General features: G+C 71.7%; 24 protein-coding genes. 16 read left to right on the plus strand and 8 right to left on the minus strand.

Annotated features, from left to right (window positions below; genetic code table 11):
* Positions 1-20: 20 nt before the first annotated feature.
* On the minus strand, positions 21-791 hold the full coding sequence (locus ACWDLG_RS14395) for a CAP domain-containing protein (RefSeq protein ID WP_449919788.1): 771 nt from the start codon (positions 789-791) through the stop codon (positions 21-23).
* Positions 792-1,098: 307 nt separating this feature from the next.
* Here ACWDLG_RS14395 and rplM point away from each other — a divergent pair, with 307 nt between their 5' ends.
* From rplM to glmM, 3 genes are read left to right on the plus strand one after another with little or no spacing between them, the layout of a single operon-like run.
* The gene (gene rplM, locus ACWDLG_RS14400) at positions 1,099-1,542 is read left to right on the plus strand and encodes a 50S ribosomal protein L13 (protein ID WP_354906450.1); all 444 of its coding nucleotides are present in this window, start codon (positions 1,099-1,101) and stop codon (positions 1,540-1,542) included.
* Positions 1,543-1,567: 25 nt separating this feature from the next.
* Positions 1,568-2,089 (plus strand): 30S ribosomal protein S9, encoded by a 522-nt coding sequence (gene rpsI / locus ACWDLG_RS14405; RefSeq protein WP_354906448.1) that lies wholly within the window; start codon positions 1,568-1,570, stop codon positions 2,087-2,089.
* Position 2,090: 1 nt separating this feature from the next.
* Entirely contained in the window at positions 2,091-3,440 is a 1,350-nt protein-coding gene (gene glmM, locus ACWDLG_RS14410; RefSeq protein WP_449919791.1) for a phosphoglucosamine mutase, read from the plus strand.
* A 68-nt stretch (positions 3,441-3,508) separates the two neighbouring features.
* Here the strand turns inward: glmM and ACWDLG_RS14415 are convergent, their stop codons facing one another.
* From ACWDLG_RS14415 to ACWDLG_RS14435, 5 genes are read right to left on the minus strand one after another with little or no spacing between them, the layout of a single operon-like run.
* Positions 3,509-4,225: an ABC transporter permease subunit gene (locus ACWDLG_RS14415; protein ID WP_449919793.1), complete on the minus strand. Its 717-nt coding sequence runs from the start codon at positions 4,223-4,225 to the stop codon at positions 3,509-3,511.
* Entirely contained in the window at positions 4,225-5,139 is a 915-nt protein-coding gene (locus tag ACWDLG_RS14420) for an ABC transporter ATP-binding protein (protein ID WP_354906443.1), read from the minus strand. Before ACWDLG_RS14420 ends, ACWDLG_RS14415 begins: the two co-directional genes overlap by 1 nt.
* A complete protein-coding gene (locus ACWDLG_RS14425; protein ID WP_354906442.1) occupies positions 5,136-5,990 on the minus strand; it encodes an ABC transporter permease subunit in 855 nt (284 codons plus the stop codon). The genes ACWDLG_RS14420 and ACWDLG_RS14425 overlap by 4 nt, the downstream gene beginning before the upstream one ends.
* Positions 5,983-6,876 (minus strand): ABC transporter ATP-binding protein, encoded by an 894-nt coding sequence (locus ACWDLG_RS14430; RefSeq protein WP_449919798.1) that lies wholly within the window; start codon positions 6,874-6,876, stop codon positions 5,983-5,985. Before ACWDLG_RS14430 ends, ACWDLG_RS14425 begins: the two co-directional genes overlap by 8 nt.
* 10 nt (positions 6,877-6,886) lie before the next feature.
* Positions 6,887-7,849 carry a DUF389 domain-containing protein gene (locus tag ACWDLG_RS14435; RefSeq protein WP_449919802.1) on the minus strand — a complete coding sequence of 321 codons (963 nt, stop codon included), beginning with the start codon at positions 7,847-7,849 and terminating at the stop codon, positions 6,887-6,889.
* A gap of 64 nt (positions 7,850-7,913) precedes the next feature.
* On the opposite strand from ACWDLG_RS14435, the gene ACWDLG_RS14440 reads away from it, so the two are divergent.
* On the plus strand, positions 7,914-8,045 hold the full coding sequence (locus tag ACWDLG_RS14440; RefSeq protein ID WP_354906437.1) for a hypothetical protein: 132 nt from the start codon (positions 7,914-7,916) through the stop codon (positions 8,043-8,045).
* Here the strand turns inward: ACWDLG_RS14440 and coaA are convergent.
* Entirely contained in the window at positions 8,017-8,919 is a 903-nt protein-coding gene (coaA, locus tag ACWDLG_RS14445; protein WP_449920562.1) for a type I pantothenate kinase, read from the minus strand. The two genes, ACWDLG_RS14440 and coaA, sit on opposite strands and share 29 nt — an antisense overlap.
* 220 nt (positions 8,920-9,139) lie before the next feature.
* On the opposite strand from coaA, the gene ACWDLG_RS14450 reads away from it, so the two are divergent.
* The 12 genes from ACWDLG_RS14450 to tsaD all read left to right on the plus strand — a co-directional run bounded on the left by ACWDLG_RS14450 (position 9,140) and on the right by tsaD (position 19,620).
* Complete coding sequence (locus ACWDLG_RS14450) at positions 9,140-10,549, plus strand: alkaline phosphatase PhoX (RefSeq protein WP_449919805.1); 1,410 nt, start codon at positions 9,140-9,142, stop codon at positions 10,547-10,549.
* 19 nt (positions 10,550-10,568) lie between these two features.
* Positions 10,569-10,919, plus strand: a complete 351-nt coding sequence (locus ACWDLG_RS14455) for a holo-ACP synthase (RefSeq protein WP_449919807.1) — start codon at positions 10,569-10,571, stop codon at positions 10,917-10,919.
* 10 nt (positions 10,920-10,929) lie between these two features.
* Positions 10,930-12,393, plus strand: a complete 1,464-nt coding sequence (locus tag ACWDLG_RS14460) for an NAD(P)H-hydrate dehydratase (RefSeq protein ID WP_449919808.1) — start codon at positions 10,930-10,932, stop codon at positions 12,391-12,393.
* 12 nt (positions 12,394-12,405) lie between these two features.
* Positions 12,406-13,548, plus strand: coding sequence for an alanine racemase (gene alr / locus ACWDLG_RS14465; RefSeq protein WP_449919810.1), 1,143 nt, complete (start codon positions 12,406-12,408; stop codon positions 13,546-13,548).
* Complete coding sequence (locus ACWDLG_RS14470) at positions 13,545-14,594, plus strand: alpha/beta fold hydrolase (protein WP_449919812.1); 1,050 nt, start codon at positions 13,545-13,547, stop codon at positions 14,592-14,594. The genes alr and ACWDLG_RS14470 overlap by 4 nt, the downstream gene beginning before the upstream one ends.
* Entirely contained in the window at positions 14,591-15,046 is a 456-nt protein-coding gene (gene tsaE, locus ACWDLG_RS14475; protein WP_449919815.1) for a tRNA (adenosine(37)-N6)-threonylcarbamoyltransferase complex ATPase subunit type 1 TsaE, read from the plus strand. Before ACWDLG_RS14470 ends, tsaE begins: the two co-directional genes overlap by 4 nt.
* A 103-nt stretch (positions 15,047-15,149) precedes the next feature.
* Complete coding sequence (locus ACWDLG_RS14480; protein ID WP_449919816.1) at positions 15,150-15,851, plus strand: hypothetical protein; 702 nt, start codon at positions 15,150-15,152, stop codon at positions 15,849-15,851.
* Positions 15,852-15,863: 12 nt separating this feature from the next.
* A complete protein-coding gene (locus tag ACWDLG_RS14485) occupies positions 15,864-16,403 on the plus strand; it encodes a class F sortase (protein WP_354906428.1) in 540 nt (179 codons plus the stop codon).
* Positions 16,404-16,439: 36 nt separating this feature from the next.
* Positions 16,440-17,369 (plus strand): aminoglycoside phosphotransferase family protein, encoded by a 930-nt coding sequence (locus ACWDLG_RS14490; RefSeq protein WP_449919819.1) that lies wholly within the window; start codon positions 16,440-16,442, stop codon positions 17,367-17,369.
* A gap of 136 nt (positions 17,370-17,505) precedes the next feature.
* A complete protein-coding gene (gene tsaB / locus ACWDLG_RS14495) occupies positions 17,506-18,153 on the plus strand; it encodes a tRNA (adenosine(37)-N6)-threonylcarbamoyltransferase complex dimerization subunit type 1 TsaB (RefSeq protein WP_449919822.1) in 648 nt (215 codons plus the stop codon).
* An 11-nt stretch (positions 18,154-18,164) separates the two neighbouring features.
* Positions 18,165-18,596: a ribosomal protein S18-alanine N-acetyltransferase gene (rimI, locus tag ACWDLG_RS14500; RefSeq protein WP_354906503.1), complete on the plus strand. Its 432-nt coding sequence runs from the start codon at positions 18,165-18,167 to the stop codon at positions 18,594-18,596.
* Positions 18,589-19,620, plus strand: coding sequence for a tRNA (adenosine(37)-N6)-threonylcarbamoyltransferase complex transferase subunit TsaD (tsaD, locus tag ACWDLG_RS14505; protein WP_449919825.1), 1,032 nt, complete (start codon positions 18,589-18,591; stop codon positions 19,618-19,620). Before rimI ends, tsaD begins: the two co-directional genes overlap by 8 nt.
* Before the next feature lie 540 nt (positions 19,621-20,160).
* Here tsaD and ACWDLG_RS14510 read toward each other — a convergent pair.
* Positions 20,161-22,686, minus strand: a complete 2,526-nt coding sequence (locus ACWDLG_RS14510; protein ID WP_449919828.1) for an endo-beta-N-acetylglucosaminidase — start codon at positions 22,684-22,686, stop codon at positions 20,161-20,163.
* Positions 22,687-22,695 lie beyond the last annotated feature (9 nt).

Below are 22,695 nucleotides of genomic sequence, written 5' to 3' on the forward strand. Positions count from 1 at the left end.
GGGGTTTACCTGCGGGGAGGTCACGAAAACCCGAAGTCCTGGGTCCACCACGGCCCGCCGGGCCCTGACACGACGCCGACGCCGACCGCGCGGTAGCCGCAATGCAGGAGGTTGCGGCGGTGTGCGGGACTGCCCATCCAGCCGCGCACGGCCTCCTCGGCCGAGGAGTAGCCGCGGCCGATGTTCTCGGCGGCCCCGTCGCGGTAGCCGGCCCGCTCCATGCGCCGCCACGGCGAGGAGCCGTCGGGGGAGTCGTGGGCGAACCTGCCCGACTCGGCCATCTCCAGCGAGTGGGCGCGCGCCGAACCGGTCAGCCGCCGGTCGACGCGCAGCGGGGCGCAGCCCTTGCGGACGCGTTCGGCGTTGGTCAGCCTGACGACCTGGGCGGCCAGGGCGGGGGAGACCTCCAGCAGCGGCGCGCCCAGGACGGTGGTGGGGTCGCCGGGCACCTCTCCCTGCACCACTCCCGGCTCCACCGTCCCCGTCGGCTTCCTGCGCGCCTGCACGGTGGGCCGCGGCGTGGAGGTGGTCTTCACCGTACGGCGGGCGCGGCTCTCCACGTTCGAGCGCGGCTTCCTCGGCGACCCCGAGGCCGACGGGGTGGGGGCGGCGGCGGACGGCGGTGCGGTGTTGTTGAGGTAGACCTGGTCGGAGGCGTCGAGGCGGTTGACCGAGAGCCTGCCGATGAGCACGCCAGCGAACAGGACGGCCAGCAGGCAGGCCAGCAGGCCCAGGAGGTTCCGGCGCCGTGATCTCGGCTGGGGGTGCCGGGTGTGAGGGGTCTGCCACATACCGCAGTCAACGATAGGGACGCCAGATATTGCCGGAGAAGGGCTTACAGGGAACCGAAACACAACCGTGCCGCAGGTAAGCTGTGCCGCGGTGTCTCCGCTCGTTTTGACCCGTGTCCGCGAGTGGCGGTACCCTAAGCGTTCGTTGTATGCGAGTCGGTCCGTCTGTGACCGATGCGCGGCGCGTCCGGCGTCATCTCCCATCTGCTGGAGACGGAAGGTCCGGGCTGTCGTGCGCCCGCACCGACCGACCATAGAGCTGTCGCATCCGACAGCGCCGAAGACGCGATTAAAGAAGGCTACGACCGTGCGCACGTACACACCGAAGCCCGCCGACATCCAGCGTCAGTGGTACGTCATCGACGCCACTGACGTGGTGCTGGGCCGGCTGGCCAGCCACGTCGCGAACCTGCTCCGCGGTAAGCACAAGCCGATCTTCGCCAACCACGTCGACACCGGTGACTTCGTCATCGTCATCAACGCCGACAAGGTTTCGCTGAGCGGCAACAAGCTCGAGCAGAAGAAGGCCTACCGCCACTCGGGCTACCCGGGCGGTCTGCGTTCCGTGACCTACGGCGAGCTGATGGAGAAGCGGCCCGACCGCGCCGTCGAGAAGGCCGTCAAGGGCATGCTCCCGAAGAACGCCCTCGGCCGGAAGATGGCCAAGAAGCTGAAGGTCTACGCCGGGTCCGACCACCCGCACCAGGCCCAGCAGCCCGTGCCGTTCGAGATCACCCAGATCGCCCAGTAGTAGTTCGAAAGATTTGAGGAGAACCGTGGCTGAGCCCACCGGTGTCGAGACGGCCGTCGAGGTCGAGCTGGAGGACTACTCCGGCGAGGACTTCCCGTCCGAGTACACCACCGAGTCCGCTGCCGGCGCCGATGCTCCCGTGCGCAAGCCCGTCACCACGGGCAACTCGTACGGCACCGGCCGGCGCAAGGAGGCGATCGCCCGCGTGCGCATCGTCCCCGGTACCGGCAAGTGGACGATCAACGGTCGTTCGCTTGACACCTACTTCCCCAACAAGGTCCACCAGCAGATCGTCAACGAGCCCTTCGTGGTGCTCGGTGCCGAGGAGGCCTTCGACGTCATCGCCCGCATCGACGGCGGCGGCGTGACCGGCCAGGCCGGTGCCCTCCGCATGGGCCTGTCCCGCGCGCTGGCGATCCTCGACGTCGAGAACAACCGCCCGCCGCTGAAGAAGGCCGGCTTCCTGACCCGTGACGCCCGCGCCACGGAGCGGAAGAAGTACGGCCTCAAGAAGGCCCGTAAGGCTCCGCAGTACAGCAAGCGCTAAGTTGGGGCGCCTTTTCGGCACCGACGGGATACGTGGGGTCGCGGGTCGCGACCTCACGGCCGAGCTCGCCATGGACCTTTCGGTCGCGGCGGCTCACGTTCTCGGCGATGCAGGCGCTTTCACCGCCACCGGCCACAAGCGGCCGGTGGCGGTCGTCGGCCGGGACCCCCGCGCCTCAGGTGAGTTCCTGGAGGCCGCGGTGGTCGCCGGCCTCGCGTCGTCAGGGGTGGACGTGCTGCGTCTCGGCGTCCTGCCCACTCCCGCCGTCGCTCATCTCACGGCCGCGCTCGGCGCCGACCTCGGCGTCATGCTGTCGGCCTCGCACAATCCGGCCCCCGACAACGGCATCAAGTTCCTGGCCCGCGGCGGCTTCAAGCTGTCCGACACGGTCGAGGACGAGATCGAGCGGCGGCTGGGCGAGCGCTGGGACCGCCCGGTGGGCGCGGGCGTCGGCCGGGTGCGCGAGGCGTACGGCGAGGCCGACCGCTACATCTCCCACCTGCTCGACACGCTCGGCGGGCGGCTCGACGGGCTCAACATCGTCGTCGACTGCGCCAACGGCGCGGCCAGCGTGGTGGCGCCCGAGGCGCTGCTGCGGGCCGGCGCCCAGGTGGAGGCGATCGGCGCCCGTCCCGACGGGCTGAACATCAACGCGGGCTGCGGCTCGACCCACCTCGACAAGCTGCAGCAGGTCGTCGTCTCGCGCGGCGCCGACCTCGGCATCGCCTACGACGGCGACGCCGACCGCTGCCTGGCGGTCGACCACACGGGCGCGGTGGTCGACGGCGACCAGATCATGGCGATCCTGGCGCTGGCGATGCACGAGGAGAACCGGCTGGCGCGCAACACCGTCGTCGCGACCGTGATGTCCAACCTGGGTTTCAAGCTCGCCATGCGCGAGGCGGGCATCGAGGTCGTCCAGACCGCGGTCGGCGACCGCTACGTGCTGGAGGCGATGAAGGCCGACGGCTACACCCTCGGCGGCGAGCAGTCGGGTCACGTGATCCTGCTCGACCACGCGACGACCGGCGACGGCCTGCTGACCTCGCTGCACCTGCTGTCGGTGGTGGCCAGGTCGGGCAGGTCGCTGCGTGACCTCGCCGCGGTGATGACCGCGCTGCCGCAGATCCTGATCAACGTCAAGGACGTCGACAGGAGCAAGGCGGCCTCGCCGGAGCTGTCGGAGGCGGTGGCGGCGGCCGAGGCGGAGCTCGGCGAGACGGGGCGCGTCCTCATCAGGCCGAGCGGCACCGAGCCGATGATCAGGGTGATGGTCGAGGCCTCGTCGGAGGAGCAGGCCAGCAGGGTCGCGGGCCGGCTGGCCGACGTGGTCCGCAGCGCCTGCGTCTGACGGCGTTTCTCCCAAGGGGGGTACGGCACGCGCGTGCCGTACCCCCCTTGGTGTTGCCGGACGGTCTCCTACTCGTCGCCGGTCAGGGAGAAGGAGCGCAGCCGCTGGCCCGCCCACACGACCGCGGCGACCGTCACCACGATCAGCGCCGGGATGGCGAAGCCGGGTTTCACGTCCGCCGTCAGGAACGGCGAGGAGCTGATCTGGTCGGCGATCGACTTGGCCCACTGCTGGACCGAGAACTGCCTGACCCCTGACACCAGGTTGCCGATCAGGCCCTCCCACACCAGCGCGTAGATGATCCCGATGGTGACGGCGTGCTTGGTGATGACTCCGAGCAGCAGGAACACCGCCGCGTAGGCGATGCCGCCGCACAGCGCTCCCACCGTGAAGCCGCCGGCGACCCCCGACTCGGTGCCCACCAGCAGCCAGGCCGACACGAAGGTGGGCACCGCGGCGAACAGGGCCAGCAGCGAGGCGGCCACGGCGAACTTGGTCTGGATGATGACGGGCCGCGAGATCGGCTTGGACAGCAGGTGCAGGACGGTGCCGTCGTCGATCTCCGGCGCGATCACGCCGGTGCCGGCGATCAGGCCGAGCAGCGGCAGCATGGTCCCGATGGCGAAGCTCTGCATGAGCGCGACCGCCGACCGCTCGTCCGCGCTGCCGACCATCCGCAGCAGCAGCGCCATGCCGACCAGGGCCAGGGGAAGCAGGACGAGCAGCAGGATGCGGCGGCGGCCGAGGACCGCGCGGTAGGTGATGCCCGCTACGACGCCGTTCACTAGGAACTCCTTGTGATCAGGTAGGCGAAGACGCTCTCCAGGTCCTCGTCGGCGGGGGAGACCTGGTGGAGGTGGACGCCCTCGTGCTGGGCGACGCGCGGCAGCAGCCAGGTGAAGCGGCGGAACTCGGCCGCCTGCACCTCGAGGCCGTTGGGGGTGAGCGTCACGCCCGCCGCCGACCTGTCCGCGATGAGCGCGGCGGCCAGCTTCCTGTCGTCGCTCGAGCGGATCCTGAACAGGTGCGGCCGGTCGGTCATCAGGCGGCGGATCTGGCGGAAGTCTCCCGAGGCGGCGTGCCGTCCGGCGACGACGACCTCGATGTGCTGGGCGACCCGCTCGACCTCCTCCAGGATGTGCGAGCTGAACAGGATCGTCCGGCCCTCGGTGCCCATGGCGGTGATGAGGTCCATCAGCTGGAGGCGCTGGCGCGGGTCCATGCCGTTGAACGGCTCGTCGAGCAGCAGCACCTGCGGCTGGTGGACGAGGGCGGCGGCGACCTTGACGCGCTGCTTCATGCCCTTGGAGTAGGTCTCGACGCGGCGGTCCTTGGCCGCCTCCATCTCGACCATGGCCAGGGCCTTGGTGGCGGCGTCCTCGGGCGAGGGCAGCCCGTGCAGCTTGGCCGCCGACAGCACGAACTGCCAGCCGGTGAGGAAGCCGTAGATCCCCTCACGCTCGGGCACCAGGCCGATGTGGCGGTAGATGTGGTGGTTCTTCCAGGTGGTGGCGCCGTCGACGGTCACCGTGCCGCTCGACGGCGCCAGGAAGCCGGCCATCATGTGCAGGAGCGTGGACTTGCCCGCGCCGTTCGGACCGAGCAGGCCCGTGACGCCGGGGCCGATGGTCATGGTGACGTCGTTGACGGCCACCACGTTGCCGTACCAACGCGAGACCTGGGCGAGCTCGATCTTCACCGGGAGGCCGCCTTCCGGTAGCGGAGGATGAACGCCGCCAGGCTCAGCGCGATGAGCGCGACGACCACGAGGGCGGCCAGGGCGCCGGGCGGGTAGGTGTAGCCGTTGGCGGGCGTGGTGCCGAACAGCCACGACTGCACCGCGTCGACGAGGAAGAACGGGTTGATCAGCCACGACAGCTCGGCCAGGCTGGTACGGCCCAGCCCCTCGAAGGCCGCGAAGAGCGCGCCCTGCACGGCCGCGGCCAGCAGGTACACCGCGATGACGGAGGCGACGCCCAGGCCGCGGCGCGGCGTGAAGGAGGCGAGCGCCAGGCCGAACGTGGACAGCAGCAGCGCCAGCAGCAGCGCCGTGACCACGGCCCCGATGTACTCCTTGGTGTGCGGCGGCCCCGGCGGGTCGACGAGCAGCTCGCCGGCGAACATCACCGTCAGCGGGACGGCGACCAGCGCGAACACCGCGGCGGTCATCGCCGCCACCTTGGCCGCGACGTAGTCGGAGGAGGAGATGGGCCGCGACAGGTACAGCGGCAGCACCTTGTACCGCAGGTCGGGCGCGGTGATCGTGGGCGACTGCGCGGCCAGGAAGATGGCGATGACCGGCTGCATCATGATGGCGTAGTTGGTGTAGCCGATGTCGACGCGGCCGGTCAGCGCCATCAGCGCGATGGAGACCACCGGCAGCACCATCATGGCTCCGGCCAGCAGGAACGGCATGAGCTTGCTGCGCGCCCTGCGCCCGAGCCCGAAGAGGCTGCGCAGGTTCTGGACGATCAGCGCGCGTACGGCGTGGGCCCGGCCGAGCCGTACGCCGTCGTAGTGGCGGTAGCCGATGTCGTAGATCTCAGACACGGAACACGTCCTCGATTCGCTGCCTGCCCTGTTCGAGCCGGATGAGGCACAGGTCGAGCTCGCACACCGCGTCGCGGACGGCGTCGTAGGTCTCGGGGCCGCTGACGTCGACCAGCAGGCCGCGGCCGTGCGGGGCGGCGGAGTGGCCGAGCTCGGCCAGCCTGGCCGCCAGCGGCTCGGCGCCCTCCTCGACCTCGACGGTGAGGGTCTGGGTGGCCTGGGTGAAGTCGGTGATGGCGCTGGAGCGCAGCAGCCGCCCGCCGTCGATGACGATGACGTGGTCGCAGACACGTTCGAGCTCGCCGAGCAGGTGGGAGGTGACCAGGACGCTGATGCCGAACTCGGTGCCGATCCGCCTGATCAGCGTGAGCATCTCGTCGCGGCCCCGCGGGTCGAGCCCGTTGGTCGGCTCGTCCAGGAACACCACCTTGGGGTCGTGGACGAGCGCCTGGGCGAGCTTGACGCGCTGCTTCATGCCGGTGGAGTAGCCGCCGATGGCGCGGTAGCGCTCCTCGTACAGACCGACGTGGCGCAGCACGTCGGCGGCGCGCTCGCGGGCGGCGGTGCGCGGGAGCCCGGAGATCTGCGCGAGGTGGACGACCAGCTCGGTGGCGGACACGTCGGGCGGCAGGCAGTCGTGCTCGGGCATGTAGCCGACGAGTGAGCGGATGCGCGGGCCCTGGGTGACCACGTCCAGGCCCAGGACCTCCGCGCGGCCGGCCGTGGGCGGCAGCAGGCCGAGCAGGATCTTGATCAGCGTCGACTTGCCCGCCCCGTTGGCGCCCACCAGGCCCGTGACGCCGGCTCCGACCGTGATGGACAACTGGTCCAGCGCGGTCACCGTCGGGAAGCGTTCGGTCAGCCCCTCGGTCGCGAGGATGTGCATGATCCGGACCCTACCCGGGCAGACCCTCCGACGGCCTCGTCCCCGTGGACGAACCGAGTCTCATCCCCTGGGGCCAGATGCGGCGCTGGACGTATAGCACCGCTGTGCCGGAGACCACCATGCCCGCGATGTTGACGCCGAGTTGCAGCGCGGACCCGCCGAGCTCGCTCCAGTTGCCGAGGGCCACGGCGACGGCCGCGTAGCCGGCCGCCGGGATGGTGGTGACGGAGATGAAGACGCCCACCAGCGCCGACGACTTGCCCGCGGTGACCGACAGCACGCCTGCCGCGCCCGCCAGCAGGGCGACGATGAACGACCAGCGGTCGGGTTTGACGATGAACTGGACTTCCTCGTGGCCGGTGTTGAGGGCCTGCGCGTCGATCCAGCCGAGGCCGCGCGCGACCAGGGCGCAGGCCATGGTGATGGCGATCGCGATGCCGAAGCCGACGGCCAGCGTGGCCAGGGCCCTGCCCACCAGGTTCCAGCGCCAGGTCAGCAGGCCGAAGCAGATGGCCGCGATCGCGCCGAACTCGGGGCCGAGGACCATCGCGCCGACGATCAGGATGGGGGAGTTGGTGATGACACCGATGCCGGCGAGCATGGTGGCGATCACCATGAAGGCGAGGAAGGCCCAGGTGATCCGCAGGTCCTCGGCGATCCGCTGGGCCAGGGCCGCCCACACCACGGCGTCGTCGCCCTCTCCCGGCGCCTCGGCCTTGGCCTGGTGGGCGACGCGGGAGAGCGCCAGGTCGACCTGCTCGACCGAGATGGAGCCCTCCTGCTCCAGCCAGCCGATCCGGTCGAGGACCTCGTTGGCGGCCTCGCGGGCCACGTCACAGAAGATCAGGTCACCGCGAGGCGTGCGGGCGGTTCCCGGGAGGACGGCGATGTTGGTGACTCCCACACAGCCCTCCAGGGCGTCCAGCACCTCGTCGGTGCGGCCTGGAGGGCTGATGAGTCGCAGATGCAGCACGCGCCCCATTGTCGTCCATCGGATGTTGATAGGGCGTTGACCGGGTTCGGCCAGGCTGCCGGGCATGAGGAACAGTTGTCACGAGGAGGGCGAACCCTGCTGGTTCGCCGACATCGACGATCTCGGGTGTCAGGGCCGGTTCGCGGCCTTCGTGATGGAGCAGGCCGTCAGGTACGGCGCAGCCGTACCCGCGTGATGGAGTGGTCGGGGCCCTTCTTGAGCACCAGGCCCGCGCGGCCCCGGGTGGGCAGGATGTTCTCGACGAGGTTGCGCTCGTTGATGTCGCGCCACACGTTCTTGGCGAACGTGGTGGCCTCATCCTCCGAGAGCTCCGCGATGTGCCTGAAGTACGACTTCGGGTCCTCGAAGGCGGTACGGCGCAGCTGGTGGAAGCGGTGGACGTACCAGGTGCGGATGTCCTCGACCTTGGCGTCGACGTAGATGGAGAAGTCGAAGTAGTCGTTGACGGCCAGCGCCGCCGGAGGGGCGGGCTGCAGCACGTTCAGCCCCTCGATGATGAGGATGTCGGGCTTCTTCACGGCCTGGGTCACGCCGGGCACGATGTCGTACTCCAGGTGGGAGTACACGGGGGCGTGCGCCTCGTCCGAGCCCGCCTTCACCTCGGCGACGAAGCGCACCAGGGCGCGACGGTCGTAGCTCTCGGGGAAGCCCTTGCGGTGCATGATCCCGCGCGACTCCAGCACCTCGTTGGGGTAGAGGAAGCTGTCGGTGGTGATCAGCGCGACCTTGGGGTGCTCGGGCCAGCGGGCCAGCAGCGTCCTGAGCAGCCGTGCCGTGGTCGACTTGCCGACCGCGACGCTTCCCGCGATGCCCAGGATGTACGGCACGCGCTGCTCCTGGTTGCCGAGGAACGCGCTCAGCACGCTGCTGCGCTGCTTGGACCCGGTGAAGTGGAGGTTCAGCAACCGGGTCAGGGGGAGGTAGATGTCGGTGACCTCGCTGAGATCGATCGGGTCGTCGACGCCGCGGAGGTCTTCCAGCTCGTCTGCGGTGAGAGTCAAGGGCGTGTTCTTGCGGAGCTCGCTCCACTGCTCCCTGCTCAGGTCCACGTAGCCGTTGTTCACGCTGAAAGCCTATTGACCGGCGAAGCTTGGTCGGTTCGTGGGTGTCGTGATGCGTTGTGCACAGGCTGTGGACGAACACCTGGGATTACGCGGGCGCCGGACCGGGTAACAGAAGGTGTTCACGCGGCGGAATTGGCGAGATCTGACATAGGGCCCCGCCACGGGCGCGGTTTACGGTGACGGCACCATCGCCAGGGAGGACCGCATGGAACGTCGTCGTTTCCTCGCAGGAGTCGCGGCAGCAGGCGTCGCGGGCCCGTTCACCGGAGTGGCCAGCGCCGGTGTCAACGGCGCCGCCCGCCCGGCGGCCGGGTACGGCCCGCTGAAACCCGTCGCCGACGAGCGGGACGGGCAGGTCAGGCTGCACCTGCCGGAAGGCTTCAGGTACCGGTCGTTCAACGAGGCGGGCGAGCCGTTCAGCGACGGCTCGGTGACACCGTCGCGGCACGACGGGATGGCCGCCTTCAGAGGCCCGAGGGGCACGACGATCCTGGTGCGCAACCACGAGGTCAACGGCCCCGTGGGCGCGTTCGGCGACGTGTCCAGGGCCTACGACCCCGCGGCCGGCGGCGGCACCGCCACCCTTCAGGTGACCAGGTACGGCGAGGTGTTACGCGGCGCGCCCTCCCTCACCGGCACGCAGATGAACTGCTCGGGCGGCCCCATGCCGTGGGGCGCCTGGGTGACCTGCGAGGAGACCGTCAACGGCCCCGACGTGGGCAACGACTTCTCCGGCGGGGACAACACGCGGCTGGAGCAGAAGCACGGCTACATCTTCGAGGTGCCGGTCGACGGCCCGGCCGACGCGCGGCCGATCAGGTCGGCCGGCCGGTTCGCGCACGAGTCGGCGGCCTTCGACCCGCTGAGCGGCGCCGTCTACCTGACCGAGGACAACTTCGGGTTCGCCTCGGGGTTCTACCGGTACCTGCCGCCGCGCAACCCGCTCAGTGCGGGACGGATCCTCGACGGCGGGCGGCTGCAGATGCTCGCCGTCGACGGCGTGCCCAACAAGGACCTGTCGGCCGGGCAGCCGCGCGGCGCGTCCTTCGACGTGACGTGGGTGGACATCGACGATCCCGACCCGACGTTCACCGGCAGGCCCCCCAACGACACGGCGATCCAGGCCGTGGGCAGGCAGGGCCGCGACAAGGGGGCGGCGATCTTCTCCCGCCTGGAGGGCGCGATCCACCACCACGGCGTCGTCTACTTCGTCTCCACGCAGGGCGGCCCGACCGCCTCCGGCGACACGCCGCCGTCCGGCTTCGGCAAGGGCAGGGGCCAGGTGTGGGCGTACGAGACGTGGAGCCGGCGGCTCAGGCTCGTCTACGAGTCGCCGGGATCGATGGTGCTCGACCTGCCCGACAACGTCACGACCAGCGCGAGGGGCACGCTCGTGCTGTGCGAGGACGGCGGCGGCGACAACTACCTGCGCGGCCTGACGCGGCGCGGCGAGATCTTCGACTTCTCCCGGCTCGTGCCCGTCCCCGGCGACGCGGGCGCGGAGTTCGCGGGCTCCACGTTCGGCCCCGGCGGCCACACGCTCTACGTGAACGTCCAGTCGGTCAAGGGGCTGTCGTTCGCGATCTGGGGCCCTTGGCACCGGGGAGGCTTCTGAGGCTGGTTACGCTGGGTGAATGATTCTGGGCATCGGGGTGGACGTGGTCGACGTCGCCCGCTTCGAGGCGACGATGGCGCGCACGCCGGGCCTGCGCTCGCGGCTGTTCACCGACGCGGAGCGGGAGCTCGGCGTGCAGTCGCTGGCGGCCAGGTTCGCCGCCAAGGAGGCCGTCGCGAAGGCGCTCGGCGCGCCGCCGGGCCTCAGCCACCTCGACGCCGAGGTCCGCACCGGCGACAACGGCAAGCCCGAGCTGCACGTCACCGGCCAGGCCGCGCACGTCGCCTACGGCCTCGGGGTCAAGCGCTGGCACGTCTCACTCACCCACGACGCGGGTATCGCCATGGCCTACGTGATCGCCGAGGGTTAGGTTCTGACACGTGCGCACCGCTTACACCGCCGACCAGATCAGAGCAGCCGAGCTGGCGCTGATGGCCACGCTCCCCGAGGGCACGCTGATGCAGCGCGCCGCCGCGGGCCTGGCCTCCGTCTGCGCGGCCCTGCTCGGCCGCGTGTACGGCTCGCGGGTGCTCCTGCTGGTCGGCAGCGGCGACAACGGCGGCGACGCCCTCTACGCGGGCGAGCGGCTGGCCCGCAGGGGCGCGCGGGTGGAGGCGATCCTGGCCGGGGCCAAGACGCACGCCGAAGGGCTGGCCGCCTTCCTCGCGGCGGGCGGCAGGGTCGTCGAGGAGGTGGGCGCCCCCGATCTCGTCATGGACGGGCTGGTGGGCATCGGCGCCTCGGGAGCGTTGCGCGAGCCGTACGCGTCGCTGGTGACGGCGGCCAACGCGCTCGACGCGCTGATGGTCGCGGTCGACGTGCCGAGCGGCGTCGACTCCAGCACCGGGCGTGTCGCGGGCGCCGCCGTCGACGCGCACGTCACCGTGACGATGGGCGCCTGCAAGACGGGGCTGCTCGTCGACCCGGGCGCCGCGCGCGTGGGCACGCTGGAGGTGATCGACATCGGGCTCGGCCCCTACCTGCCCGACCCCGACGTGGCCGCGCTGACCGGCGAGGACGTGGAGGGCCTGCTGCCCAGGCCCGGCGCCGAGTCCGACAAGTACCGCAGGGGCGTCGTCGGCATCGCCGCCGGCAGCGACCGCTACACCGGGGCGGCGGTGCTGTCCGTCGGCGGGGCGCTGCGGGCGGGCGCCGGCATGGTCCGCTACGCCGGTACGGCGCCGCCCGTCCTCCAGGTGCGCGCGCACTGGCCCGAGGCGGTCGTCACCGAGCTGGACCGGCCCTCGATCGCCGACGTCGGCCGGGTCCAGGCATGGGTGGCGGGGCCGGGGCTCGGCACCGGCGACTGGGCGCACGAGCTGCTGGCCGAGGTGCTGGCCGGCGACGTGCCGGTGCTGCTCGACGCCGACGCGCTCACGATCGTGTCGAGGGACCGCGGGCTGCTGCGCCGCAGCGCACCCGTCCTGATCACCCCGCACGCCGGCGAGCTGTCGCGGCTGATCGGCGTGCCGAGCGACAGGGTGGAGGCGGCCAGGCTCGAGCACGCCCGCAGGGCCGCCGCCGAGCTCGGGGTGACCGTGCTGCTCAAGGGTTCGACGACGGTCGTCGCCGAGCAGGACAGACCGGCCAGGATCAACACGACGGGGTCGTCGTGGCTGGCCACGGGCGGCACCGGCGACGTGCTGTCGGGGATCGCCGGGGCGTTGCTGGCGGCCGGGCTCGCGCCGTACGACGCGGGGGCGTGCGCCGCCTACCTGCACGGGCTCGCGGGACGCATCGCCGCCGGCGGCGCGCCGCTGACGGCGGCGGACGTGGCCGCCGCCGTGCCCGCGGCCATCCGATCTCTGAGAGACGAATCACGCTCAGGCGGTCGGCGGAGCTGACAAACTGGGAGCATGAGCTTCCGTGAGGCGACGCCCGCGCATGCGCGGGTCGACCTGGCCGCCATCAGGCGCAACGTCGAGTCCCTCAAGCAGCGGGCGCCCGGGGCGGAGCTGATGGGCGCGGTCAAGGCCGACGCCTACGGACACGGTCTGGTGCCGGTGTCGAAGGCCGTTGTCGAGGGCGGCGCCGGCCGGCTCGGCACCGCCTACGTCAGGGAGGGCCTGGCGCTGCGCGCGGCGGGCATCACCGTGCCCGTGCTGTCGTGGATCCTCACGCCCGGCGAGCCGCTCGACGAGGCGCTGCGGGCCGACATCGAGCTGTCGGCCTCCGACGAGCGGCGGCTGGAGGAGATCGCCGCGGCGGCGCGCCGTACGGGAGTGACGGCGAAGGTCCATCTCGAAGCCGACACCGGCATGACCAGGGGCGGCTCGCCCCTGGCGGCCTGGCCGGGGCTGCTGGCCGCGGCGGCGCGGCTGCGGGCCGAGGGCGCGGTCGAGGTGGTCGGGCTGTGGTCCCACTTCGCCTGCTCCGACATCCCCGGGCACCCCTCCGTCGACCTGCAGATCGACGCCTACGAGACGGCGCTCAAGCTGGCCGACCAGGCCGGGGTCGGCGGCTCCCACGTCATCAGGCACCTGGCCAACTCGGCGGCGATCGTGTCGCTGCCGCACACCCACTACGACATGGTCAGGCCGGGCATCGCGATGTACGGCCTGAGCCCCATCCCCGAGCTCGGCGACTTCGGCCTGCGCCAGGCGATGACGCTGGTGGCGCGGATCGCGCTGGCCAAGCGGGTGCCCGAGGGCTCGGGCGTCTCCTACGGCCACCTCTACACCACGGCGAGCGAGTCGACGCTCGGCCTGGTGCCCCTCGGCTACGCCGACGGCATCCTGCGCCACGCCACCGGGCGGGCCGAGGTCATGGCGGGCGGCAGGCGCAGGCCCATCGTCGGCCGGGTGTGCATGGACCAGTTCATGATCGACATGGGTGACGACCCGCTGTCCGACGGCGACGAGGTCGTCCTGTTCGGTCCGGGCGACGCGGGCGAGCCGACCTGCCAGGAATGGGCCGACAACCTCGGCACGATCACCCATGAGATCGTCACCAGGCTGGGCGCCAGGGTGCCGAGGGTCTACGAGGGAGCGGGCGCATGACGACGGCCACGCGCAAGAAGGTCGGCATCGCGGGCGCGGTCGTCGGCGCCGCCTCCGCCGGCCTGGCGGCCGCCGCGCTCGCCAAGCGCTACGCCGTCGGCCGGATCAGGCTGCGCCCCGACCCCGAGGCCGACGAGCCGTTCGGCGAGCTGCGGGGCAGGGAGCGCACGCTCGTCACCTCCGACGGGGTGGCGCTCCACGTCGAGATCGACGGCCCCGACGAGGCGCCGCTGACCCTCGTGTTCTGCCACGGCTACACCCACAACCTCGACTCCTGGCACTACCAGCGCCGCGACCTGCGCGACAGCAACCGGATCCTGCTGTGGGACCAGCGTTCCCACGGCCTGTCCCAGCGCACGGAGAAGCAGGACAGCACCATCGACCGGCTCGGGGAGGACCTGTACGAGGTGCTCGAGACGTTCGCGCCGGGGCCGTGCGTGCTGGTCGGCCACTCGATGGGCGGCATGACGATCATGGCGCTCGCCGACCGCCACCCCGAGCTGTTCGGCGACCGGATCAAGGCGGCGGCGCTGATCGCCACCAGCGCGGGCAAGCTGGCCGAGATCACCCTCGGCCTGCCCGCCCTCCTGGCCAAGGGGCTGCACAAGGTGGCCCCCACGACGGTCTCGCTGCTCGGCAGGGGCGGCTCGCTGGTCGACAGGACCCGCCACGCCGGCAACGACATCGCCTTCCTGGTGCTGCGCCACTTCGGGTTCGGCGACTCCAAGAACGTCAGCCCCACCCTGGTCGACTTCGTCGAGTCGATGATCCGCTCGACGCCGACCGAGGTGATCGCCGACTTCTACCCGGCGCTGATGAACCACGACAAGCTGTCCGCGCTCGGCGTCCTCGACGACGTGCCGACCGCGATCATGGTCGGGGAGAAAGACTGGCTGACGCCGCCCGAGCACAGCAGGGCGATCGCGGCGGCGCTGCCCAGAGCCCAGCTGACCGAGGTGCCGGAGACCTCCCACCTCATCCAGCTGGAGCGGCCCAGCGTGGTCAACGACGCCCTGCGCGATCTGGTGAAGAGGGTGGAGCTGTGACTGTCGTCGCGACGGCCGAGGAGATGCGCGCACTCGGCGTGCGGCTGGCGACCCGGTTGCGGGGCGGAGACCTGCTCGTCCTGTCGGGGCCGCTCGGCGCCGGCAAGACCACGCTGGTGCAGGGCATCGCCGAGGGTCTCAAGGTGCGCGGGCCGATCACCTCGCCCACCTTCGTCATCGCCCGCGTCCACCCCTCCCTCGCCGACGGGCCGCCGCTGGTCCACGCCGACGCCTACCGGCTCGGCGGCGATCTCGAGGTCGACGACCTCGACCTCGACGCCTCGCTGGAGGAGTCGGTGACGATCGTGGAGTGGGGCGAGGGGCTCGTCGAGGGGCTGTCCGACGAGCGGCTCGAAGTCCATATCGACAGGTCGGGCGATGACGACGCGCGCGTCGTCACCCTCCGGGGCGTCGGCGGGCGCTGGGCCGACACGCCGTCTGATCCCGCCTAACACCAAATCTTCGCCAAGGCTCGGGCAGGGCTGAGATCATTTCTTCATGGGTTCACCCAGATTTTCTGGGTATCAGGTGGGGTGCAGCGTCCTGATCCGGTGGATGCTGGATGAAACGGCGAAGTGGGGTGCGGCGGTGCTCACGGTCAGGCGAGTCGCGTACGCGGGGGCGTTCCTGATGTTAGGTGTGGCGGGGTGCTCGGCTTCGGCGGATACGGCCACGCCGTCCGGCACCGCGACGACAACCGCCACCTCCACCGCCACGGCGACCACCGCCACCCGGCAGAACATCGACGTCCGGCTCAACCCTGACCGGGTGACGGCCGGTGACAACTCCACGGTGTGGATCCTGGCCAACTGCCCCGTGCCGAACGACGGCCCCGAGCACAGCGGCACCGCCACGTCCAAGGCGTTCATGGCCGCGGTCCCGCTCGACCCGGTGCCGCCGCCCACGCCGTCCGCCGCGCCGAGCACGACCGCCACCCCCGCCCCCGTGCCGTGGGTGCGCGGCGACGCCCGCGTCTCCGCCACCGTCAAGCGCGGCAGCTACCCGGTGAACGTCAAGTGCGACGGCACCAACGACACCGGCAAGGCCACGCTGCGCGTGGTCGCCGCCGAACCCACCGACGAACCGACGTCCACCAGGACCGTCGTGCCCACCAAGGCGCCGGGCGCGGGCGGCGGCGGCACCTTCGCCAAGGACGTCGAGGACGAGTCGGGCATCCCGCTCGGCCCCGCGGGCGTGCTGCTCGGGCTGGCGCTGGCCGGAGGCGTGGGCCTGGCGCTGCGCCGCCGCCGCGGCTGAGCCGTGGCCCGGATGTCACGGGTGATCATCGCGGGGGCCGCCACCGGCCTCGTGCTGGTCGCCTTCGGCAGGACCCTCCAGGTACGGCAGGAGGCCACGCCCGCGTCCGTCGTGCCCGAGAGCATCGAGGTTCCCGCCATCGACCTCGACGCGCCGCTGATGAAGCTCGGGCTGACCGAGAGCGGCGAGGTGGAGCTGCCGCCGTACGAGAAGCCGAAGGTCGCCGGGTGGTTCAAGCACAGCGCGGTGCCCGGCGAGAAGGGCGCGTCCGTGATCATCGGGCACGTCGACACCAAGACGGCGCCGGCGGTCTTCTACAAGCTCAGGCAGCTGCGCAAGGGCCAGATCGTCAAGGTGCCGCGCAGCGACGGGAAGGTCGCCGAGTACAGGGTCGAGTCGGTGGAGCAGGTCGACAAGGACCGCTTCCCCGCCGAACGCGTCTACACCGAGGCGGGGCTGCGCCTGGTGACCTGCGGTGGCAACTTCGACTACGCCAGGCACGAGTACGAGGACAACATCATCGTCTACGCCTCTCCGGTGAAGCTCGCCTGAACGAAATCCGGTTGCGGGCCTCTGGACGATGAAGGCATGAGCGACGAGCCCCATCCCCCAGCCTCGGGCGTACGCGTGCCGTGGGAGCAGGTGCCGGCGGCGCTGCGCGAGCAGGTCGCCGGCTTCCTCGGCGGGCGCGTGGTCGAGGCGGTCACCCAGACGGGCGGCTTCTCTCCCGCCGCGGCCGTACGGCTGCGCCTCGACAACGGCAGGCGTGCCTTCGTCAAGGCCTGCGGCTCCGCCCCGAACCCCGACTCGATCGGCATCTACCGCTGGGAGGCCAGGATCGCGGGCGCGCTGCCCGACCGGGTGCCCGCGCCCAGGCTGCTGGCCTCATTCGACACCGGCGACTGGGTGGCGCTGGTCTTCGAGGACGTCGAGGGCCGCCACCCGGCCATGCCATGGCGCGCCGGCGAGCTGCGGCGGGTGCTCGACGCGGTGGGCGAGCTGTCGGCCGGGCTCACCCCGGCGCCGATCGAGGCGCGGACCTTCGCCGAGACGCGCGAGACGAACTTCACCGGCTGGCGCAGGCTCCAGAAGGAGGACACCACCGGCCTGGACCCGTGGGCGTTGCGCCACCTGGACACGCTGGCCGCGATGGAGGAGGGCTGGGCGGCCGCGGCCGAGGGCGACTCGCTCCTGCACGCCGACCTGAGGGCCGACAACCTCCTGCTCACCGACGACCGGGTGTACGTCGTGGACTGGCCGTGGGCGTCGGTCGGCGCGCCGTGGATCGACCTGGTGTGCATGCTGCCGTCGGTGCGCATGCAGGGCGGGCCGCCGCCGCAGGAGCTGTTCGACGACCCGGACCCCGCCGTGACCACGGTGCTCGCGGCGCATACCGGCTACCTCGTACGGCAGGGCCGCCAGCCCGACCCGCCGGGGCTGCCGACGCTCAGGGCCTTCCAGCGCGCGCAGGGCGTCGCGGCGCTCGCCTGGCTGCGGGCCAGGACCGGGTGGGACTGAGCACGGCCGGGTGAGCCACAGGGCCGGTCGGGTGTGGCGCCGGGGGTGGGCGGGTGGCGTGCCGGGCCGGTCCGGCGGTGGCGAGCTGGGCCGTGCGTCGGGCAGCACTCGCGGGGACGCACTAGGCTAAACATTCGTGCTGGTCCTGGCCTTCGATACCGCAACCCCCGCCGTCACCGCCGCACTGCACGACGGCACGAGGGTGCTCGCCGAATCCACCGTGGTCGACGCTCGTCGCCACGGTGAGCTGCTCGTTCCCACGATCGAGCGGGTGCTCGACGAGGCGGGCGCCGCGCTCCACGACGTCACCGCGATCGTCGCGGGCTCCGGCCCCGGCCCCTACACCGGCCTCCGAGTGGGCCTGATGACCGCCCAGGCGCTGTCCACGGCGCTCGGCACGCCCGCGTACGGCATCTGCAGCCTCGACGCCGTCGCCTACGGCAGCGGGCTCGCCACCGAGTTCCTCGCGGCCACCGACGCGCGGCGCAAGGAGGTCTTCTGGGCCCGCTACACCGACGCGCGCACCCGGGTGGCAGGGCCCTTCGTCGACCGCCCCGCCGACGTGCCGCGCGCCGACGGGGTTCCCGTCGTGGGGGCGGGCGCCGCGCTCTATCCGCAGGTTCTCGGCGAGACGGACGCTCCGCCGTACCCTTATGGGCGGTTCATGGCCGCGCTGGCCGCCGAACGGCTCGCGGCGGGCGTCCCGCTGGAGCAGCCGCGGCCCATCTACCTGCGCAGGCCCGACGCGACGATCCCGAAGCCGCCGAAAAAGGTGACGGCGTGAAGCTCAGGCAGATGACCGAGGCCGACCTGCCCGCGGTCATGGCGCTGGAGCGGGAGACGTTCCCCCTCGACGCGTGGAGCGAGGGCATGCTGCGCGGCGAGCTCGCCGACCAGCCGCGTACCAGGCACTACGTCGTCGCCGTCGACGGCGGCGAGATCATCGGCTACGCGGGGCTGGCCGTCGCCGCCGACCAGGCCGACGTGCAGACGATCGCGGTGCGGTCCGCACGCCAGGGCGAGGGCGTCGGCAGCGCGATGCTCACCGACCTGCTCGACGAGGCACGACGGCGGGCCGCCCAGGAGATCTTCCTGGAGGTCCGCGCCGACAACCCGCGGGCCAGGTCGGTCTACGAACGGTTCGGATTCGAGGAGATCGGCGTGCGCCGCCGCTACTACGACGACGGCACCGACGCGATCATGATGAAGAGGAAGCTGGATGGCTGACGAACCCCTGGTCCTTGGCATCGAGACCTCCTGCGACGAGACCGGCATCGGCATCGTCCGAGGCCACACGCTGCTGGCCAACACCATCGCCTCCAGCATGGAAGAACACGCCCGCTTCGGCGGCGTCGTGCCGGAGGTCGCCTCCCGGGCGCACCTGGAGGCGATGACGCCCACCATCGAGTCGGCCCTGGCGACGGCGGGCGTGAAGCTCACCGACATCGACGCCATCGCCGTCACCGCCGGCCCCGGGCTGGCCGGAGCGCTGCTGGTGGGCGTCGCCGCGGCCAAGGCCTACTCCCTCGGCCTCGGCGTGCCGCTCTACGGCGTGAACCATCTGGCCGCGCACGTCGCCGTCGACCAGCTCGAACACGGGCCGCTGCCCAAGCCGTGCATCGCGCTGCTCGTCTCCGGCGGGCACTCGTCGCTGCTGCTGGTGCCCGACGTGGCCGAAGACGTCATCTCGCTCGGCTCCACCGTCGACGACGCGGCCGGCGAGGCGTTCGACAAGGTCGCCCGCGTGCTCGGCCTGCCGTTCCCCGGCGGACCGCACATCGACAAGGCGGCGGTGGCGGGCGACGGCGCGGCCATCACCTTCCCTCGGGGGAAGATCGACGACGGCACCTTCGACTTCTCCTTCTCCGGGCTCAAGACCGCGGTCGCGCGCTGGGTGGAGGCGAAGGAGGCGGCGGGCCAGTCGATCCACGTGCCGGACGTGGCGGCCTCCTTCCAGGAGGCGGTCGTCGACGTGCTGACGCGCAAGGCGCTGCAGGCCTGCAAGAAGTACGACGTGCACGACCTGCTCATCGGCGGCGGCGTCGCGGCCAACTCGCGGCTGCGGGCGCTGGCGCAGGAGCGGTGCGACAAGGCGGGGGTACGGCTGCGCGTGCCCCGTCCCGGGCTGTGCACCGACAACGGGGCGATGGTGGCGACGCTGGGCTCCGACCTGGTGTCGGCGGGGATCACGCCGTCGACGCTGGAGCTGCCTGCCGACTCCTCGCTCCCGATCACGACGGTGCACGTGTAGACGGGATCGGGTCGCGCCGTCGGAGGTCGCTTCGTGCGGGTCGCGGACCCTGCGACGCCCTTACCTCTTGCCCGTCATGTCGTCCACGCGGACGATCCCGGTCGTGGCGTCAGGGCGCGGGCAGGGTGCGTCTTGCTCCTCCAGTAGTGCGCCATGTCGGGCAACGTCGACACGTCGTGGTGCTCCTGCTGACGGGCCGCGACAAGTCGGCGCCGCCGTGGTGGCGGTCCTGACGGGTCGTGGGGTCCGCCGGCCTGGCGCGGCGGTAGGACCGCACATGGTTGATGCGGTCGACCGGCTCACCCTTCATCGGTGGCTGCCGTGCTGCCCCGGGGGCGCCGGTCGCCAGGGCCGAGGCGCCGGGTTCCGAAGGTGCGGGGCCGGGCCCGGGGACGCGAGTGCCGTACACCGGCGTGAGCCGGGGCGCGGGGCCGGTGCGGAGGCGGGCACGCCGCCCGCGACACTGGGGCCGGGTCGCTCTCCAAGGGGCGAGGCGGGCCGCCCGGGGTGGTGGGGGCCCGCCTCAGCTGGGCGGTTCGGTCAGGGGGTGGGGCTCCAGGCTTCGAACTCGTAGATGCGGGCGGCCGGGTCGGAGGTCTGCGTGGGTTTGGTGATGGTCAGCCGGACGTAGCGGGCCGTGGTCGTGACCGGGTGGGTGGTGGTCGCGGCGGTGTTGCCGGTGACGGTCGCGACCGTGGTCCACGGGTCGGACGTGCCGGTGCGTACCTGGATGGTGAAGTCGCGGGTGTTCCAGCTCGACGACTCCCCGCCGGCCTGGGCGTGTTTGACGACGAACCGGGTGAGCGGCGTGGCGGCCCCGAGGTCGACCTCCATCCACTTGCCGGCGGTCAGCGCGCACCACTTGTCGGTGTTTCCGCCGTTCACGCTGCCGTTGACGGCCTTGGCCGGGCCTTCGTTCGCGTTGCACTGGCCGGAGGCGGTGGCGGGGCGGTTGAGCGCGACGTTGGTGTCGGTCGGCGGGGTGCCGCTCCAGGAGACCGTGGTCGTGGCGGCGGCCGACCGGCCGTACTCGGCGCCGACCGCCTCGACCTCGATCGTCGTCGTGGTCTCGGTGCCGCTCCGGTCGAGCTGGGGCACGAAGTAGGCGTCGTTCGGCGTGGCGCCCAGGTAGGTGCGGGTGCCGTCGCCGTTGCGGCGGTAGACGTCGTAGTGGTGGGCCTGGCCGGCGCCGGTCCAGGAGAGGCGGAGCGACTTGCGGGTGGCCGACACGTCGGTGGCGCCGAGCACGGTCAGGCCGGTGGGGGCGGCGACGGCGTCCACGTCACCGTCGTAGACCGCCAGCTGGCCCACCCTGATGTCGTAGGTGTCGGCGGTGCCGGCGGCCTGCAGGCCGAGCTGCGCGATCGTCTTGCCGGCGTGGGCGGACAGGTCGAGCGTCCTGCGCTCCCAGCCGGTGCCGCTGGTCGAGCCGAGGTCGAGCGTGGTGAAGGTGGTGGGCGCGTCGGTGAACGCGATCGCCGCCTTCAGCCTGGTGGCACCCGCGGCGGGGGTCTTGACCACCACGGACAGTTTGGTGTCGGCGGCGACCGGCAGGCGGGTCTGGTAGAGCCGCACCGTGTTGGTGGCGTCGAGGCGGCCGGTGAGGCGCAGCGACGAGCCGCCTTCGTAGGCGTCGCCGTAGTCGATGGAGGGCGTCAGCCTGGTGCTGGTGGAGGAGACGATCCACTGGTAGGTGGGCGGCACGTCCTGGACGGACAGGTTGTTCCAGCCGCCGTCGCGGACGCGGACGCCGCCGACGTTGTAGAAGTCGCCGTGCCCGGTGTTGAAGCCGGTCACGAACGGCTTCGCGCTGACGGCGCTCGACTCGGCGACGTAGTGGGCCAGGCCCTTCCACGCCGACGACGTGGAGGTGTCGGACGGGTCGGTGTTGGCGCCCACCCAGAAGCGCGAGTCCTTGGCCCGGAAGTCGGCCGGTCCCGTCGACGACTTCCACGTCCACTCGGGGCGGTAGATGCCGAGCGAGGTGACGTGCGGCTGCCCGGCGGGGAAGACCGCGTCCCAGGGCACGCCGGTGTTGTAGCCGTTGGCCTCGGTGTCGATGCCCGCGTACAGCTCGTGCTCGTCGCGGCCGAGCGAGCGGGCCAGGTCGCGGGAGGAGTTCTGCCTGGACGCGCTCCAGCCGAAGTCGAGGAACATGGAGTCGGACACCTTGGCGGGGTCGGACAGGAAGGCGTCGTTGGCCGTGGTGAGGCCGTCCTGCCAGCTGATCGAGCCGCTCTCGGTCATGGCGTCGTACCACATGAACTCGACCGGGCCCTTGCCTCTGGCGTACTTCATCAGCGACCGCAGCTCGGTCGCCAGGGCGGCGTCACCGCCCGCGGTCTCCTGGTTGATGAACCAGCCGTCGAAGCCGTAGTGCTGGGCGACCTGGACGAGCTTGTCGGCGACCGGGTAGGAGGAGCCGGTCTTCTTGACGAAGTCGTGGACCCACTGGATCTGCCCGCCGTACGCGGTGGGCGGGAAGAAGACGGTGCCGTAGACCTTGACGCCGTTGCGGTGGGCGGCGTCGATCACGGTGGCGTTCGGGGCCAGGATCAGCCCCTCACTGGCTGAGCCGCCCCAGAACACCAGGGTGTCGACGTACTGCCAGTGGGTGAAGGCGTAGTAGTTGGGGTCGAGGGCGCCCTGGGAGGGGTTGCCCGAGGTGGGGGCGAACGACACCAGCGAGGCGATGCGGCCCTCGCCGGCGCGGGCGTTCGGGTTCGCCTTCAGCGCCGGGTCGGAGACGCGGGGCCGCAGCGGTACCCGCGAGCGGTTGAAGCGGGCGTCGGGGTCGGTCGCGGGGTCCCAAGTGAGGATGGTGCTCGGGTGCCAGTAGGAGGCGTACGGCTGCTCGCCGCCCGCGGCGGTGGCCCGCTTGCGTACGGCCCGCCCGGCGTCGGCGGGGGCGGACGCGGACGGTGTGGGGGTGGCCGGCGCGGTGCCGGCTTCGGCGGAGTCGGCCGACACGGAAGGGGCAGGGGTGGGGTCGGCTTGTGCGGGGGGCGTGACCAGGGCGGTCGCGGCGAGGACCCCGCACAGCAGGGGTAATAATCTCCGACGCATCTGATCTCC

The organism is Nonomuraea sp. NPDC003727 (assembly GCF_053586935.1).